Here is a 17,459-nt window from a genome sequence, read left to right as displayed (position 1 = left end):
ACATTAGAAAATAAAAAGAGAGGTTGAACCTCTCTAAATTTATTTTTCTTCACTCATTTTTGATTTTACTTCATCATAAGATAGTGCATGAGACTCCTCTTCTACTGTCTCAGGCATTTTTCCTGTCTCGTAAAGAGATTTAATCTGTGTACTATCCAATGTTTCGTATTTCAACAATGCTTCTGCAATCAACTTGTGGGTTTCACGATTTGATTGAATAATTTCAGCTGCTTTATTTCGTGCCTCATTTAATAATAAACGTACTTCTTCATCAATCTCATAGGCTGTTTGTTCTGAAATTGATTTTTGAGGACTTTGTACACCAAACATAGCATGATTTCCTTCGTATTGAACTGGTCCTAGTTTTTCACTCATACCATATTCAGTTACCATTGCACGCGCCATCTGAGTAGCTTGTTCAAAGTCATTTGAGGCTCCTGTAGTTTGAACATTAAAGATAATTTCTTCAGCTACACGACCACCCATCAAACCTGCCAATTGCTCTTTCATATCTTCTTTAGACAGGAGCATTTGATCTTCTTTAGGAAGTGCAATCATGTATCCGCCTGCACGTCCACGTGGTACAATGGTAACTTTATGAACAACACGGGCATTTGACAAGACTAAACCAACAATGGTATGTCCAGCCTCGTGGTAGGCAACCAATTCACGTTCTCTTTGTGATACTGTTTTATCCTTCTTAGATGGTCCAGCAATCACTCTGTCCTCTGCCTCATCAATATCTGAAGCATCAATAATTGATTTGTTGCGACGGGCTGCAACCAAGGCTGCCTCGTTTAGAACATTTTCTAAGTCAGCTCCCACAAAGCCTGGGGTTTGTTGGGCAACTAGTTTCAAATCAACATCGTCCGCCAGAGGTTTATTTTTAGCGTGAACTTTCAAGATTGCTTCACGACCTTTAACATCAGGGCGACCAACCAAGACTTTTCTATCGAAACGTCCTGGGCGGAGAAGAGCTGGATCTAGAACATCTGAACGGTTAGTTGCAGCGATAACGATGATTCCTTCATTTCCCTCAAAACCATCCATCTCAATCAGGAGTTGGTTCAAAGTTTGCTCGCGTTCATCATTTCCTCCACCGAGGCCGACACCACGTTGGCGACCAACAGCATCAATTTCATCGATAAAGATGATAGCTGGCGCTGCTTTTTTTGCATCCTCAAAAAGAGAACGAACACGACTTGCACCAACTCCGACAAACATTTCTACAAAGTCAGATCCTGAGATACTAAAGAACGGAACCCCTGCTTCTCCAGCAACTGCCTTAGCAAGTAAGGTCTTACCTGTTCCCGGAGGTCCTTCCAAAAGAACACCCGCAGGAATACGCGCACCAAGTTTTGTAAATCGTTTTGGGTCTTTTAGGAATTCAACAACTTCGACTAATTCTTGTTTTTCTTCCTCAGCACCTGCAACATCTGAGAAACGTACCTTGATATCTTCTTTATTAGCAGCTTTAGCCTTGCTACGTCCAAAACTCATTGGATTTCTACTATTATTTCCTCCCATATTTCCCATCATAGAGAATAGGAAGAAGAAAAGAATAGCAAATGGAACAACAGACACAAGGATATTGATCCACATACCACTTGAACTCTCATGTTTGACTGTAACTTCAGCCTGATGTTCAGAAGCAAGTTTTTGCAATTCTGAAACTGTTGAATCAGACGGAAGAATAGTACTTGAGAATCTTTCTACTGTTGTAGCTGTAGGAGTAAAAAATTGAATTCCTGTTTCCTCTTTACTAGTCTTAGGATTTTTATAAACACCAGACACTTCAATGATGCTACCATTTGGCTGATAGGTTAATTCTTTTACATTGTCTGCTGTAATTTCTTTTACCAATTCTGTATAGTTAATTTTTTCGCTTCGTCCAGCAGTATTTCCAGAGTAAAAATACTGGAATCCTGTCACTAGGAAGAAGATAATTAACAAGTAGAGAAATGGATTTCTAACTAAACCATTATTTTGTTTTTTCATTAAAGATAGATCTTTCTAATTTGAATAAACTTCTTCTTTCAATACTCCGACGTAAGGAAGGTTACGATAATTTTCCTTATAATCCAGACCATAACCTACTACAAACTCATTTGGAATAGTAAAACAAGTATAATCCGCTTCAATTTCAACAACACGTCCATCTGGTTTGTCCAACAAAGTCGCGATTTTAACAGAAGCTGCTTCTCTTGCAATAAACATATCTCGCAAATTTTTCAAAGTTTGACCTGTATCGATGATATCCTCTACAAATAAAACATGTCTTCCTTTGATATCTTGAGTCACGTCTTGCTTGATATTGATGACACCACTACTTGCTGTTCCACCATGGTAACTAGATACCATCATGAAGTCCATCTCAATATGCGTATCAATATGTTTGACCAATTCAGCCATAAAAGGAATCGATCCTTTTAGAATTCCAATAAGAATTGGATTTTTCCCCTCATATTCTTTTGTTAATTGTGCACCTAGCTTTTTAGCTGCTTCTGTAATTTCATCATGTGAAACGAGAATTTTTTTTATATCGTGTTCTAACATCTTTTTACCTATCTATTTTTTCTATATAAATTACAGTGTTCATTATATCATTTTTCGTGTTTTTACTCAAATCACTGGTCGCAATTCCTAAAATTGAGACAATTTCTCCAAATTGCTCAATAATAGGGGTTGTTTTTCGTTTTTCAATAGGGAGTTTCAAATCTATAAATAAACGTCTCAGTTTCTTTCGATGACCATTTAGGATAATAACATCGCCAGGTTTTCGACATCTAATATGTACAGATGTTTCCCGTGAAACCGTTACTTTTTGAACAAAATCCCCTTCAACAGGGATACCAAAGGAAAATAAATAGCCCATATATCGAACTTGATTTTGATAGTGTAACACAAGTTCATCTTCCTTTTCATCGGCCTGAGGACTGATTTTACAAACTCGAAAATTCTGATACTCTTTTATCAATTCATAACCATTTTTCAGTGAGTGACGATACTGACTTTTCCTTGCTAAAATCTGTCGAACTTCAGCAAACTGAGCCTTTGTCAAATTTAAGTCTGGGAATTGATTCAGATAGTTCTGGAGTAAGATTCCTTGAGTTTGTTGGGAGTATGAAAAGAGCTCATTCAAATCTTCCACATCAATTTGTTTAGAAAGCTCCGTTATGGCTACTTGGTAATCTGAAATCTCCCTTCCAAAATCTAAAAGAGCGGATTTAAGACGAGGATTTTCTTTTTCAAGCTCTGGTAAATACCTATTTCGAATGCGATTGCGAAAATAGGTATTTTCCTGATTTGTTTGATCTTCGAAATGAAGAATTGGTGGAAAATCCTTTTTATGAAAATGAAATAAAGGACGGATGATTTCAATTCCATCAACTACTTGACTTTCTTTTATTCCTGTTAAATGACGTAGCCGACTTCCTCGAATCAAGCGCATCAAAATCGTTTCAACTTGATCATCTGCATGGTGAGCAGTAACCAAGGCAGTCGCTCCAGCCTCTTTCATAATTTTCCTAAAAAAATCATAACGAAACTCTCGAGCACGCGCTTCTGAAAAGTCTCCTGAAAAACTTGTGATATAAATAGGAAGTTCAGCTGCATCAGCTAACTTCCTTAGTTCATTTTCCTCCCAGTCAGACTCACTTCTCTGCTTATGATTTACATGTGCTAAAATCAACTCAATTTCCAACTCTTTTTGGTAAGTAGACAATAGCTGGAATAAAAACATTGAATCCAGTCCACCAGATAAAGCTAACACGACTTTAGAATGTTTTTTGAAATACTCTTTTTGGAGAAAATGATTTAAAAAATCCTGATCCCTCATTTTAGAACCTCATAGACATCCTTGGCTATCTTAGCAATGGTGTCATAATCAGAATTTTTAGTGAAAATGGAAAGAACGAAAGGAGAATCAGTATAGACAATGGCAGTGTCATGTTTAAACTCGTCGGCATCTCCAATTTTATGAGCTACCTTAACCGAAACACCTTTTGCGATTCGTTGGTTGTCAAAATCTGTCTTACCTAGAGACTCTAGGACAAAACCATTCTGATTATAAATAGCTTCCATAAGTTTTCCAGCCATTTTTGAAGAAGTCAATTTGTCATTCACATCCCAATCTTCACCCATAATGGTGGACATTTTTTCTTTGAAAGCCCCGTCAGATTGATTGGTCACATAATAACCTAAAATATTATGAGCAACATTGTCAGACTCTTTTGTTACCTTGGTAATCAACTGTTGAAGACTGTATTCTTTGTTATCTTCTTTTTTAGGTAAGCTACCACTACCTTCTGGTTTATAGGATCCAGGGAAACTATTTACTTCTGGGATATACTTGAAGCTACTGTCTAGCGTATATTCCCCTTGATTTATCTTATCTTGAGCATAATAAAGATAGGCTAGTTTCAAGATGCTAGCTGCATAGAGTTTACTGTCTTCATTCACCCCAGCCTCTTTACCCGTAGTCAGTTGTTTAACATAAATAGAATAATTTTCGTTCTGATAGTTGCTTGATAAAACTTCTTGAACCTTCTGGATGCGATTGTCTTCTTCTGAGGTGAACTCTTTTGATACCCACCCAACTTGATCAATATGAAGAAATTCTTGTCCCTCAGCAAAAAGGGTTCTATCCACTGTTACGCGTTGATAGGGAGAGAAAGAGGAAGAAATTTCTTTCGCATCATAGGGGCTGTTGTAGATAACAAACCCTGGCTCCAACCATACTTGCCTATTTTGAGTTTGAACTTGACTTTGATCATAGACCAAGCGCTTATCTGCAAGGATAAACTGGTGATTATCTAATTTAAAAACAGGAACACCTTGTCTATTCAAACGCCATTCTACTATTTTAAAGGTGGTTTCAGGAGTCAATTTACCAGACTCCTTGACAAGATCCTCATTAGCATAGACAGCTGTTTCTCCATATACCATTGGGGATTCCAGAGTTTCTTTATAGTAGAATCCATAATCAGACTCGGTTAGATAATAAATTTCTTGCGAAGAGTAAGGAAGCTGTTTTTCTGTGCTAACTACTCTTGAGGTTATGATAAAAGCAGGTAGCAATAAAACTACTAAGAACTTACGCATTCTTCTCTTCCCTTTCTTCTTGTAATCGTAATAAATGGTTTTTAGCTGCCAATTCCTCTAATTTTTCATCTGATAAACTTAAAAATTGTTCAACAACTTCCAATAAATTTTCCATGACATTACCTCGGAAGCAAATCAGGAATTGTGTAAATTGCTTCTCGTTTCTTTGAGTAATAGTACTTGGCGCGTGCATATTTTGCTACATAGTCTTCATCTTTCAACTTCGCAGCAAAAGCAGATTCCTTATCCTTTTCGTCACTAAGAGTTTGGTACTGCTCTTTCAACTCTTTCAATTGCTGGCGGCGTTGCAGTAACTGATCATAGCTTTGGGCCAAGTTATAAGTTGGTAAAATAAACAACAAAATCATCAAAATAAGAACCCAACCCATAAAGCGATTCCTCTTTTGTCTCTCCTTCATCAAGTAACGACGACGTTGGTGTTCATTTTGAATAAAAGAATTATTCATCTGTACAATATTTTTAGACATTTTTTTCTACCCGTGTTTCACTGATAATTTCATACATGCCTGCTGCATCTTCTTTTTTTGTACTATCTTTCATCTCTAGTACTTTAACAAGCAACAATTTATTTCCAAAGCGAATTTCAACTTGGTCATCAACTTTCAAATCCGTTGAACTTTTGGCCAAGATTCCATTCACCTTGATTCTACCTTTATCTGCTACCTCTTTTGCGACTGTGCGGCGCTTAATAATTCGTGATACTTTTAAATACTTGTCTAATCTCATTTTTATTACCTCAAATTATTATTGTACCATTTTTATCCCTCTTATAGAAGAAAAACATCAAAGAGAATTAGCTTCCTTTGATTCTTTTATCTCTAGCAAACTTTCTCCAAAAATCAGCAGACCTTCTAAAATTTCATAATTCTTCTTGTTCCGGATATCAAATAAAACTTCCATTAATCCCTTATTCTCAGCTATGGTTGCTTTTAAGTTCGTTTCGGATAAGGCTTTAAAATAATCTTGAGCCAAAAATAGTCGTTGAGTGACTTTTTCAAATTGAACTGTAATCTTATTTTCTTTTCTTTCCACACGTTCTACAAAGACCTTGTCAAAATATGATTTGACCAAACCAATCTCTAAAAGGTATGCCACTACATCTGGATATTCTCCAAAGCGATCCATCAATTCTTCTTGTAGTTCTTCATAGTTGACACGGTCGTCAATTCGACGAATTTTCTTGTAAATTTCAATCTTATGTCGCTGATCAGAAATATAAGTATCAGGAAGATAAGCATCAATTTGTAAAATCAACTCAGCATTCCCTTGGGTTCTTGTATTAGAATTACCGTTTCGTTTAGCAATAGCTTCCTCTAATAACTGAGAATACAATTCAAAACCAACAGAATCAATGAAGCCAGACTGGGATTTTCCTAGGAGATTTCCTGCTCCACGAATCGAAAGATCTCGCATAGCAATCTTAAATCCTGAGCCTAATTCTGTAAATCCCTTAATCGCTTCTAATCTCTTCTCAGAAACTTCACTAATTGATTTTTCTGGACGATACATAAGATAGGCATAGGCAATGCGATTGCTCCGACCGACCCTTCCTCTTAACTGATACAAGGTTGATAAGCCCATATGGTCCGCATTTTCAATAAATAAAGTATTGGCATTTGGAATGTCTACCCCTGTCTCAATAATGGTAGTCGTCACCAAAATATCATACTGACCTTCAATAAAGTCCAGTAGAGTATTTTCTAACTGAATTTCACTCATTTGTCCGTGAACATACCCAATTGCAGCCTCTGGAATCAACTCCTGTAATTCTGAAACCTTCTGGTCAATTGTGTCAACTTTGTTGTAAAGATAGTAAACTTGACCTCCACGCTCCATTTCACGCAAGATTGCATCACGAATCACACTAGGATTCTTCTCCAATACATAGGTTTGTACTGGATAGCGATTGGTTGGAGGTGTTTCAATAACAGACAAATCTCGGATTCCCAGCATAGACATGTGGAGAGTACGAGGAATTGGCGTTGCTGTCAAGGTTAGAACATCTACTTGTTTTTTCAGTTCTTTCAAAGTTTCCTTATGCTTGACACCAAATCGTTGTTCTTCATCAATAATCATCAAGCCCAAATCAGCAAACACAACATCTTTTGACAAAACACGATGTGTTCCAATCAAAATATCAACTTGACCGTTTTTCAATTTCTCAAGTGTTTCTGACTGCTCTTTTTTACTTCTAAAACGACTCAACACATCAATATTAACTGCAAAATTTTGGAATCGTTCCTTAAAATTCGTATAGTGTTGTTGTGCTAAAACCGTCGTCGGAACTAGAACGACAACCTGTTTGTGATCATTGACAGCCTTAAATGCTGCACGCATTGCAACTTCAGTCTTTCCAAAACCAACATCCCCAACTAAAAGTCTATCCATGGGGTGAGAATCCTGCATATCTCTCTTGATTTCCTCAATACTACGAAGTTGATCATCCGTTTCAACATAAGGGAAAGCATCATCAAAAGCATGTTGATCATCATCATCAGCTGAGAACGCAAAACCCTTCAACTGACTACGCTCAGAATACAGTTTGATTAAATCGTCAGCTATATCCTCTACCTGGTTCTTAACTTTTTGCTTGGCCTTTTTGAAATGACCATCATTTAATTTATTAAGTTTTGGCGCTTTACCATCACTTGAAACATATTTAGACAGTAACTGAATCTGCTCTACTGGGATGGAGATTTGATCCCCATTTTGATATTGAACACTGACATAATCTCGGTGAATTCCTTTGATTTCAATTGTTTCAATACCTAGATATTGACCAATTCCATGGATATGGTGAACAACGTAGTCCCCTTTTTCAAGTTCATTATAATCTTTTAAACGCTCTGCATTTGACGTATGCTGTCTTCTAAAACGACGTTTTAATTTCTTTTGAAAAATCTCATGTTCAGTAATCAAGAGAATTTTCTCATCCACAAAATGAAAACCATGTCTTAGATTACCCTCAATCAAATTTACAGATTCTTTACAGATACTTGACTTATCTCTAGAATCCAATTTAATCTTGTATTCCTCTAAAATATCCTCCAATGTTTTACTTCCCATTGAATTGCTAGACTGCAGAATAATGGTGTAGTTCATTTTTTTATATCGCTCAATTTCTTCTTTAAGAAAAGAAAATTGATTGAAAAACTCCTGCATGGGAAATTGATTAAATTGATAAATGTGATCAAACTTGAGATTTCCTAATCCTTTTTGTAGATTTGAGAAAAAGGTAACTGGACTTTGTTTTTTATAGGTTTGCTCTGTATCTGCAAAATACTGCATGTCAGAAAATGATTTACCATTCTGTAAATCTTCTGTAAAGTATTGTGCTAATTCTCTTTCAAAGGTTTCATATTGATTCATCAATTTTTGATAGTCATCAAAGAATACTGGTGTATCTTTTTCAATATAGTCAAATACAGTCCATGTTTTATCATAACATAAGTACAAAAACTTTCGACTATCTGAATGTACTTGTTTTTGATGAAAACTTGACAAAATCTCTTCCAAATATGATTTTAAAATTGGTGATAAGGTCTTCGAAATTTGCTTTTCTAAAGCTGACTGACCTCGTTGATAATCCTTTTCTCTCAAAAGTATATCACTAGCTGGAAAGATGGTGAGTTCTGTCTGATTTTCTTTTGATAATTGTGTTTCGACTTCAAAAGTACGAATTCCATCTACTTCATCACCAAAAAACTCGATTCGGAAAGGTTCTAACTGAGACATCTCAAAAATATCTAAAATATCTCCTCGAATACTAAACTCACCTTGTGTCTGTACTTGAGTAACTTTTCGATATCCAATTTCCTTTAACCGGTGAAGTAGCTCGTGTTGGTCATATTCTTCGCCAACTGCAATTTTTATAATACTTTCTTTAAATCTAGCCGGAGAGGGTAGAATCAACCGACTCGCTGCGATATTACAAACTAAAATCCCTTTCTTAGACGGATCACTCAAAAAACGCAAAGCTTCAATCCGAGAAATGATTTTTTCTTGCGAAGACATCAAAAACTCTACCATAGGAGAGTCATCGACCAAAAAAGGATAGACAAGTTCCTCTCCTAAGAGAGAAAGAAGATCACTGATAATTCGTTCTGCTTCTCCATAAGTTGAAGTCAGTAACACAATCTTATTTTCTTTTTCTAGACTGCTTGCAATTGCAAGAGCCTTGGTAGACGTTGATAAACCAAGTATTAGTTGTCTTTTCTTATCTATCAGATTTTGATGCCATTTTTTTATCTGATCATTTTCTGAGAATAAATCTAATAAAGTCACCATTTAGCCATTATACCTCTGCATCGTTTTCTCAAAGTTTTTTTCTTGTAAATAGTAATTTACAGCATCGTCAACCTTGTCAATTGACTGTAAAATACCTACATAGTTTTCCTGATCAAACTTACTTAAAACATGGTGAACAACTGACATGCCTTTTTGGGGCCTTCCAATTCCTATTTTAATACGGTTAAAGACCTGAGTACCAATATGTTGAATAATAGACTTGATACCATTATGACCACCTGCTGAGCCCTTTGCTCTTAAACGAATTTTTCCGACTTCCATGTCAAGGTCGTCGTAAATAACGAGTAAATCTTCAATATCCAAACCATAATATGTCAATAGAGCATGAATAGCTTTCCCGCTTTCATTCATAAACGTCGTTGGTTTGACAAGATAAATTTTTTCACCATTAAGAAAAAAAGATGCTAGATCAGCTTGAAATATCTTGTCATGTGTAAAGGTGACATTTTGTTTTTTGGCGATTTGGTCAATCAACATAAATCCAACGTTGTGCTTGGTTTCAAAATATTTATCCCCTGGATTTCCCAATCCTACAAGTAATTTGGTCATTTATTTTTCCTTTCAAAAGCCAAAAGGGTTGGAATTTTTTTCCAACCTAATTGACACTATTTGTTAAATGTTATTAAACATTAAAGCGGAATTCCATGATATCGCCATCTTGAACGATATATTCTTTTCCTTCTTCACGCAAGCGCCCAGCTTCTTTTACAGCCTTTTCAGATCCGTATTTCACTAGATCCTCATATGACATGGTTACTGCACGAATAAAACCTTTTTCAAAGTCTGAGTGAATAATACCAGCTGCTTGAGGAGCTTTCATACCACGCTTAAAGGTCCAAGCACGGACTTCTTTTTCACCAGCTGTAAAGTAAGTTCCAAGTCCAAGCAAGTGGTAAGCAGCTCGAGTCAATTTATCAACACCTGATTCTGTCAAGCCAAGTGCTTCAAGAAACTCTTGCTTATCCTCATCGTCTAACTCAGAAATTTCTTCCTCAGCACGCGCGGAAATAACAACTACCTCTGCATTTTCTGTCGCTGCAAATTCACGAATTTGCTTCACATAATCGATAGAATCTGGATCTGAAACTACATCCTCATCTACATTGGCAACATAAAGAACTGGTTTAGTGGTTAAAAGGAAGAGACCTTTGACAACCTTTTGTTCCTCATCTGTAAATTCAATAGTTCGAGCTGATTTTCCATCTTCAAGAACAGGCTTAATCTTTTGAAGGACGTTAAACTCTGCTACTGATTCTTTATCTTTTTGCGTACGTGCCATCTTTTCTACACGCGCGTAGCGTTTATTGACTGATTCTAAGTCAGCAAGAATCAACTCCAGGTTAATGGTATCAATATCTGCAAGTGGATCCACAAAGGCGTCTTCACGTCCTTGCTCACGCATAACATTTTCATCATCAAAAGCACGAACTACGTGAACAATCGCATCTACTTCACGGATGTTGGCCAAAAATTTATTTCCTAGACCTTCTCCTTTTGATGCTCCTTTTACAATCCCTGCAATATCTGTAAATTCAAAGGTTGTTGGAACTGTCTTTTTAGGAGTAATCATTTCCGTTAGTTTTTGTAGGCGTTCATCTGGAACTTCTACCATCCCAACATTTGGATCAATAGTCGCAAATGGGTAGTTTGCTGCCTCTGCTCCTGCTTTTGTAATTGCATTAAAAAGGGTTGATTTACCAACGTTTGGCAAACCAACGATACCTGCTGTTAAAGCCATAGTTTCTCATTCTCCGTTCTCATTTCAATCCCTAACATTATAACACAAAAAGGGAAAACTTGCTAACCCTCTAACTAAGGGTTCTTAGTCAATAATCTTATTCATTTTTCGTTCAAAATCATGGCGACTCATCATGACAAGGTGGTCGCAATTGCTACATTTGATTTTGATATCTGCCCCAACACGTGTAATTTCCCAACGATTGGCTTTTTTTCCTGTTGACTTGATTGTGCAAGCATGTGGTTTTTTCATCTCAACAAAATTTCCAACTTGATACATTCTACTCTCCTTTTCTTTTTTGATTATATCATAAAAGAGGCGAGCTAGGCTCAACCTCTTTCACTTAATTTGTACGAACTGGTGTAATGAGCTGCATGAAATCTTCGTCAGTATCTGCTGGCACAAGAGTAAATGGACGAACTGCTGAGATAAAGCTAATAGTCACCTTTTCGCTATTTAAAGCCTTGAGGGAATCAATCAAGTAAGTTGGGTTGAAACTAATAGTCAAATCATCACCAGTCACCTGCTCCGTATCGATTTCTTCATTTACTTTACCAACTTCTGGAGAGTGAACATGGGCACTAACAACCCCACCTTTAATTTCAAGCTTCACAGTACCATTTTGAGTCGCACTTGATAAGAGACGAGCACGCTCCATAGATTGACGCAAATTAACCACATCAAAAGTAATTGTAGTGTTAAAGTCTGTTGGAATCAAACGATCTGTATCAGGATAGTTTCCTTCTAGGAGACGAGTATAGAAGCTAATATTTTCGCTTCTAAAGAGGATTTGATTATTTGCAAAGAAAATCTCTACAGTTTCAATATCATCTGTAAATACCGCTGAAAATTCGCGTAGAGAGCGACTAGGAATCACCACATCGAAATCATCTCCATTTTTTTCAAGAGTCAATTTTTTCTGGCTAAGGCGGTGTGAGTCTGTCGCAACTGTTTTTAGTTCTTTGTGTTGGCTCAATACAAAATGAACACCTGTTAAAATTGGACGACTTTCCTGCGTACTTGCAGCAAAAGCTGTTTCATTGATAATTTTCTTGAGTAGCTTTGTTTCAAGAACCAAAGGTGTGCTTGCTGAAATTTCTTGAATTCGTGGGTACTGTTCGCTATCTTTTCCTTTTAGAGTAATTTCTGATTTGCCACTAGTTAAAACAATTTGTTTTTGCTCAATCTCTTTGAAATCAAGCGTTACATCCGGAAGACTAGATACCACATTGATAAAGAAAGAAGCTTCAAGAAGAATCGAACCCAAAGAAGTGATCAAGAGACCAGCATCTTCATTCTTTTGAGAAATGAAATTTTCAATAGAAATTTGACCATTTGATCCAATTAAAGTAATTCCTTCATTTGTAACATCAATTTTAATTGTTGATAAAATTGGAATAGCATTTTTTGAGCTAATTGCTCGTTTTGTAGTATTTAAGGCTTGTAGAAATAAATTTTTATTGATTGAAAAATGAATCATGGATTCTCCTTTATTTATTTTTAGTATTAGAAAGTTAATAGTAATAATAGGGTGTGTGGATTCTGTGGAAAACTGGGAACTATTTAGTAAATTCAAGCTTTTGAGCTTGTTTAAAAAATGTGGATAAAAAAGATAAAAAATAAAAAGTTATCCACAAGCTACTTGATTTTCTTTTTGATCGCTTCTACTTCTAAACGTAAATTATCGTCTTCGTCAATCAGTGATTTAATTTTGGCATGGGCATGAATAACGGTGGTGTGATCCTTTCCGCCAAATTCTTTTCCTATTTTTGGAAGACTATTATCTGTCAGTTCTCTAGCTAGATACATAGCAACCTGACGTGCCAAAACGATGTTTTGAACTCGTCTCGTCCCCTTCATTTCTTTGACGCTCACTCCATAAAAATTACCAACTTCAGTTTGGATTTTCTCAATTGGAATAACAAGTATCTGGCGTGCATCTTGCTTACGTGCTCTGATAGCTTCAGCAGCAATATCAATAGTGATATCCTTAATCTTCTTCACTCTGGCAATTAAAGTGATATCATTGATTGCTCCTTCCAGTTCTCGAACATTTGAATCAAATTGGCCAGCCAAGTATTCCAGAGTATCACTTTGGAAATGGTAATCCAAATGCTCTGTTTTACTTTGAAGAATGGCGATACGTGTTTCAAAGTCAGGAGGGGTGATATTTTGTGTTAATCCCCAGCTAAAGCGCGTGACAAGTCTCTCTTCAAGTCCTTCTAGGTGTTTAGGACTTCGATCACTGGTTAGAACAATCTGTTTCTGCTTATCATGAAGAGCATTGAAGGTATTGAAAAATTCTTCCTGGGTCGCGACTTTTTTGCCACTGAGAGATTGGATATCATCGATCAACAAGAGATCAAGACTACGGTAAGTCTTTTTGAACTTTTCCATTTCCCCAAGTCGCAAGTGTTCAAGAAAGTCATTGATAAAACTTTCGGCAGGAATGTACTTGACACGCGCATCAGGAATATTTTTCAAAATCTCATTTCCAATCGCATTGAGCAAGTGAGTCTTTCCAAGACCAGGCCCTCCATAGATGAAAAGAGGATTGTAGGTTAGAGCTAAATCTTCTGATACAGCTAATGCAGCGGACACCGCCCAAACATTTCCATCACCTTGAATAAAGTTATCAAAGGTATATTTTTCTTTTAATCCCGTTTCAGAATAGGGAATCGTTGGTAGTGCAGGTGTATAATCGTAAGTAGAGATACTATTTGTATCATTTACTTGAGGATATTCTGTACTCTGAGGTTTAGTGAAAATATAGTGAGGTTTGATTTCAGAATCATAAATTTCAAAACCAGCAGCAATAATAATATCTTTTAATTGCTTTTCCCACACCATTTCCATCTCTGATCTCGGTAGAAATATAGTAGCTGTATTTTCTTCTACTTTGATGAGTTCAGCAGGTGTAGCATAGAAATCATACATAGATCGAGTCAATCTTTCTTGAGCAAATTCTAAAATACGATTCCAAAATTGCTTTTCTTTCAACTATTTTTCCTCCTTTACTATGATTTTAGTAGTTTAGTGCTAGACTTATTTTACCATAGATAGTAGGATTTTTCCACAGATTGGGGAAAAGAATCCACAATGTTAGCAGTATTTATCCACAGGTTGGGGATAAATAGAAAAATCCTTGATTTAGTAGGCTTTTTGATAAAAAAATTGGTGGATAAATTTGTGGGTTGAGAAAATAAAAGAACAGCCTTATTTCAGGCTGTTAATAATTCTATCGTATTCTTCTTGACTTGAAAAGGAGATAATAATCTTTCCAGTATCTTTTTTTGAAAGTTTAATTTCTACACTTAAACCGAGTAGTTTTTTTAATTTATCTTCTTCGTCTCTGATGAAAGAATCACTTTTTTTTTGCTTCTTGTGTTTTTTCTCTGTAAGAAGCGCTTCTAACTTTCTCACAGAGATGTCTTCATTTTTGATTAGTTGGAAGAAATAGTCTTGTTGCTCTTTGTCCAAACCAACTAGTGAACGGGCATGAGCTTGAGAAATTTTTCCATTTTCTACTTCATCTAAGATATATTCTGGTAATGAAAGCAAACGAATAAAATTAGTGATATAAGGTCGAGATTTCCCCATTTTATCGGCTATCTCAGTGTGAGTAAATCCTTTTTCTACTAGAGATTCATAGGCGCGTGCTTCTTCAACAGGATTTAAGTTTTCTCTCTGCAAATTTTCAATGATTGATTGAACCATCATTTCTTGATCTGAGAGGTGTTTCACAACGGCTGGAATAGAGGTCAGACCAGCCAAGAGAGAAGCTCGATATCGTCTCTCTCCTGCAAGGATTTCATAACCAATTACAGGAGATTGACGAACGATGATTGGTTGGATGAGCCCATTTTCTTTGATTGACTGAGCTAATTCTTTTAATTTTTCTACATCAAATTCTTTCCGAGGTTGGTAAGGATTTTTTTGTATTTCAGAGATAGAAATCATTTCAAATTTTTCCATGATTCTACACTAACATATCTTTTACTTTCTGTAAAGTTTTCTTTACACTGATGTCAATTAATGTTCCAAATCACCAGAATTCTTATCTAGTTTTATAGAGGTTGTTTCCTCCTTACCATTACGGTAATAGGTTATTTTTATAGTGTCTCCAATAGCATGGTTGTAAAGAGCATGTTGTAAGTCTGTTGATGAAGTAATCTCTTTGTCGTCAACTTTAGTAATGACATCGTATTTTTGAAGATGTCCATTTGCAGGCATATTACTTTGAACAGATCGAACAACTACACCTGAAGTGAGGCCACTTGGAATGTTTAGTTTTCTAAGATCATTAGCTCCAACGTTAGACAGATTGATCATTTGGATTCCAAGAGCAGGACGAGTCACTTTACCATCACTTTCAAGCTGTTTAATAATATTTTGTACATCGTTTGAAGGAATTGCAAAACCAAGACCTTCTACAGATGTTCCACCATTACTTGCAATCTTACTTGATGTAATACCAATTACTTGTCCTTGAATATTTACAAGCGGACCACCAGAGTTACCAGGGTTAATGGCCGTATCTGTTTGAATGGCTTTTGTTGAAATAGCTTGACCATCTTCAGATTTTAGAGAAACATTTCGATTAAGACTTGAGATGATTCCCTGTGTAACTGTATTAGCATATTCTGAACCTAAAGGACTACCAATAGCAATCGCTGTTTCTCCAACATTAAGTTGGCTTGAATCACCAAATTCTGCCACTGTTGTAACTTTTTCTGAAGAAATTTTTACGACAGCAATATCAGAGAAGGTATCCGATCCGATAATTTCACCAGGGACTTTTGTACCATCAGCTAAGCGGATATCAACTTTTGAAGCTCCGTTAATAACGTGAGTATTTGTTACAATATAAGCATCATTTTCGTTCTTTTTATAGATGACACCTGATCCTTCACTTGCAATCTGTTGATTATCCGTATCAGAATTTGATTCTTCGGTTCCAAATACACTACTTTGTTTATTAGCAGAGTAAGTAATGACTGATACAACAGCATCCTTAATTTTATTCACTGCTTGAGTAGTTGAGTTTTCATTCTTGTATGATGTTTGAGTTACAGTGCCAGAATTATTATTTGTAGCTTGATTCCCTTGTTTTTGATAAAGTTGCAATGTTACAAAACTTCCTAGTGCACCACTCAAAAATCCTATTAGAATAATTACAAGAAAAGTAACTCCTTTTTTGTAAAATTTTTGTAAGTGTTTCATAAACGCCTCCGTTTGCTATTGTTTGTCAAGATTATAAACCTATTAACTTAATCTAAGCTTAAAAGTTTTACACAAGTTGTGGATAACTCACCTTATTCTGTGAATTTTATAGTATTTTTGGATGATTTTTGTGTGTATAAGATGTGAAATGAAGTGTGGATATGATAGAATAGAAGAATGAAAATAAAAGTTGTAACAGTAGGAAAACTGAAAGAGAAATACTTAAAAGATGGTATTGCTGAGTATACCAAACGAATTTCACGTTTCGCCAAATTAGAAATGATTGAGCTCACTGATGAGAAGACACCTGACAAAGCCAGTGAATTAGAAAATCAAAAAATCTTGGAAACAGAAGGCGCAAGAATTCTTTCTAAGGTTAGAGAAAGAGACTTTGTCGTTGTACTAGCAATTGAAGGAAAAACATTCTCCTCAGAAGATTTTAGTAAGCAACTAGAGCAGGCTTCTATCAAAGGTTACTCAACTCTTACTTTTATTATTGGAGGAAGTTTAGGTCTAGCTCCTATTGTAAAAAATAGGGCCAATCTTTCTGTCAGTTTTGGACGTCTGACATTACCACATCAGTTAATGAGATTGGTTCTTGTTGAACAAATTTACCGTGCTTTTACAATTCAACAGGGTTCTCCTTACCACAAATAGAAGATTGACTTACCTCCTGTTTTTTGATAGAATGGTCATGTTAGGTCCCATAGCTCAGCTGGATAGAGCATTCGCCTTCTAAGCGAACGGTCGCAGGTTCGAATCCTGCTGGGATCAATGTTAGATGCGAAGCTGGGATGAATCCCAGCTTTTTTCTTAAAAAAGTGCGTTTCAGGTGCAAAAATGTACAGTTGAGAAAAATTTTTTCTTACATGATCTTCATTTTGTATAATAGTTTTGTAAGTTAACTTACAAGAAAAAATAATACAGGAGATTTCATTATGAAAAATACAGTAAAGTTGGAACAATTTAAAGAAGTAACAGAGGCAGAATTGCAGAAGATTCAGGGTGGGGATTGGAGAATTTCAGAAACAATTCGTAATCTTATTTTTCCAAGAAGAAAGTAATG

General features: G+C 36.0%; 17 protein-coding genes and 1 tRNA gene. 3 read left to right on the top strand and 15 right to left on the bottom strand.

Annotated features, from left to right (window positions below):
- Positions 1–39: 39 nt before the first annotated feature.
- The 15 genes from ftsH to HMPREF9189_RS10860 all read right to left on the bottom strand — a co-directional run bounded on the left by ftsH (position 40) and on the right by HMPREF9189_RS10860 (position 16,393).
- Positions 40–1,998 (bottom strand): ATP-dependent zinc metalloprotease FtsH, encoded by a 1,959-nt coding sequence (gene ftsH / locus HMPREF9189_RS10925; protein ID WP_000744584.1) that lies wholly within the window; start codon positions 1,996–1,998, stop codon positions 40–42.
- Positions 1,999–2,013: 15 nt separating this feature from the next.
- Complete coding sequence (hpt, locus tag HMPREF9189_RS10920; protein ID WP_000889401.1) at positions 2,014–2,556, bottom strand: hypoxanthine phosphoribosyltransferase; 543 nt, start codon at positions 2,554–2,556, stop codon at positions 2,014–2,016.
- Positions 2,557–2,560: 4 nt separating this feature from the next.
- The gene (tilS, locus tag HMPREF9189_RS10915) at positions 2,561–3,838 is read right to left on the bottom strand and encodes a tRNA lysidine(34) synthetase TilS (RefSeq protein ID WP_001205565.1); all 1,278 of its coding nucleotides are present in this window, start codon (positions 3,836–3,838) and stop codon (positions 2,561–2,563) included.
- A complete protein-coding gene (locus tag HMPREF9189_RS10910) occupies positions 3,835–5,103 on the bottom strand; it encodes a serine hydrolase (protein ID WP_001224810.1) in 1,269 nt (422 codons plus the stop codon). Before HMPREF9189_RS10910 ends, tilS begins: the two co-directional genes overlap by 4 nt.
- Positions 5,096–5,218, bottom strand: a complete 123-nt coding sequence (locus HMPREF9189_RS12600; protein ID WP_000429343.1) for an SP_0009 family protein — start codon at positions 5,216–5,218, stop codon at positions 5,096–5,098. Before HMPREF9189_RS12600 ends, HMPREF9189_RS10910 begins: the two co-directional genes overlap by 8 nt.
- A gap of 4 nt (positions 5,219–5,222) precedes the next feature.
- Positions 5,223–5,591, bottom strand: coding sequence for a septum formation initiator family protein (locus HMPREF9189_RS10900; RefSeq protein ID WP_000041920.1), 369 nt, complete (start codon positions 5,589–5,591; stop codon positions 5,223–5,225).
- The gene (locus HMPREF9189_RS10895) at positions 5,584–5,850 is read right to left on the bottom strand and encodes an RNA-binding S4 domain-containing protein (RefSeq protein WP_001234974.1); all 267 of its coding nucleotides are present in this window, start codon (positions 5,848–5,850) and stop codon (positions 5,584–5,586) included. The genes HMPREF9189_RS10900 and HMPREF9189_RS10895 overlap by 8 nt, the downstream gene beginning before the upstream one ends.
- Positions 5,851–5,907: 57 nt before the next feature.
- Positions 5,908–9,411, bottom strand: coding sequence for a transcription-repair coupling factor (gene mfd, locus HMPREF9189_RS10890; protein ID WP_000258065.1), 3,504 nt, complete (start codon positions 9,409–9,411; stop codon positions 5,908–5,910).
- Complete coding sequence (pth, locus tag HMPREF9189_RS10885; protein ID WP_000163914.1) at positions 9,412–9,981, bottom strand: aminoacyl-tRNA hydrolase; 570 nt, start codon at positions 9,979–9,981, stop codon at positions 9,412–9,414. It lies immediately after the preceding gene.
- Positions 9,982–10,054: 73 nt separating this feature from the next.
- Complete coding sequence (ychF, locus tag HMPREF9189_RS10880; protein ID WP_001218700.1) at positions 10,055–11,170, bottom strand: redox-regulated ATPase YchF; 1,116 nt, start codon at positions 11,168–11,170, stop codon at positions 10,055–10,057.
- Positions 11,171–11,254: 84 nt separating this feature from the next.
- Positions 11,255–11,449: a DUF951 domain-containing protein gene (locus HMPREF9189_RS0102295; protein ID WP_000285183.1), complete on the bottom strand. Its 195-nt coding sequence runs from the start codon at positions 11,447–11,449 to the stop codon at positions 11,255–11,257.
- A gap of 64 nt (positions 11,450–11,513) precedes the next feature.
- Positions 11,514–12,650, bottom strand: a complete 1,137-nt coding sequence (gene dnaN, locus HMPREF9189_RS10875; protein ID WP_000581146.1) for a DNA polymerase III subunit beta — start codon at positions 12,648–12,650, stop codon at positions 11,514–11,516.
- Between the two features lie 158 nt (positions 12,651–12,808).
- A complete protein-coding gene (dnaA, locus tag HMPREF9189_RS10870) occupies positions 12,809–14,170 on the bottom strand; it encodes a chromosomal replication initiator protein DnaA (protein ID WP_000660627.1) in 1,362 nt (453 codons plus the stop codon).
- A 216-nt stretch (positions 14,171–14,386) separates the two neighbouring features.
- Positions 14,387–15,145 carry a ParB/RepB/Spo0J family partition protein gene (locus HMPREF9189_RS10865; protein ID WP_000410365.1) on the bottom strand — a complete coding sequence of 253 codons (759 nt, stop codon included), beginning with the start codon at positions 15,143–15,145 and terminating at the stop codon, positions 14,387–14,389.
- Between the two features lie 57 nt (positions 15,146–15,202).
- Positions 15,203–16,393 (bottom strand): S1C family serine protease, encoded by a 1,191-nt coding sequence (locus tag HMPREF9189_RS10860; protein WP_000681810.1) that lies wholly within the window; start codon positions 16,391–16,393, stop codon positions 15,203–15,205.
- Between the two features lie 177 nt (positions 16,394–16,570).
- On the opposite strand from HMPREF9189_RS10860, the gene rlmH reads away from it, so the two are divergent.
- The 3 genes from rlmH to comC all read left to right on the top strand — a co-directional run bounded on the left by rlmH (position 16,571) and on the right by comC (position 17,457).
- On the top strand, positions 16,571–17,050 hold the full coding sequence (rlmH, locus tag HMPREF9189_RS10855; RefSeq protein WP_000695943.1) for a 23S rRNA (pseudouridine(1915)-N(3))-methyltransferase RlmH: 480 nt from the start codon (positions 16,571–16,573) through the stop codon (positions 17,048–17,050).
- Between the two features lie 43 nt (positions 17,051–17,093).
- A tRNA-Arg gene (locus HMPREF9189_RS10850) sits at positions 17,094–17,167 on the top strand.
- A 164-nt stretch (positions 17,168–17,331) separates the two neighbouring features.
- Positions 17,332–17,457, top strand: a complete 126-nt coding sequence (gene comC, locus HMPREF9189_RS10845; RefSeq protein ID WP_000799679.1) for a competence-stimulating peptide ComC — start codon at positions 17,332–17,334, stop codon at positions 17,455–17,457.
- The last annotated feature ends 2 nt before the right edge of the window (positions 17,458–17,459 follow it).

This window comes from Streptococcus sp. oral taxon 071 str. 73H25AP (genome assembly GCF_000146755.1).
Classification (GTDB): Bacteria; Bacillota; Bacilli; order Lactobacillales; family Streptococcaceae; genus Streptococcus; species Streptococcus oralis_T.
Note: the sequence above shows the minus strand (reverse complement) of the source record. Positions and strands in the feature narration are given on the sequence as shown.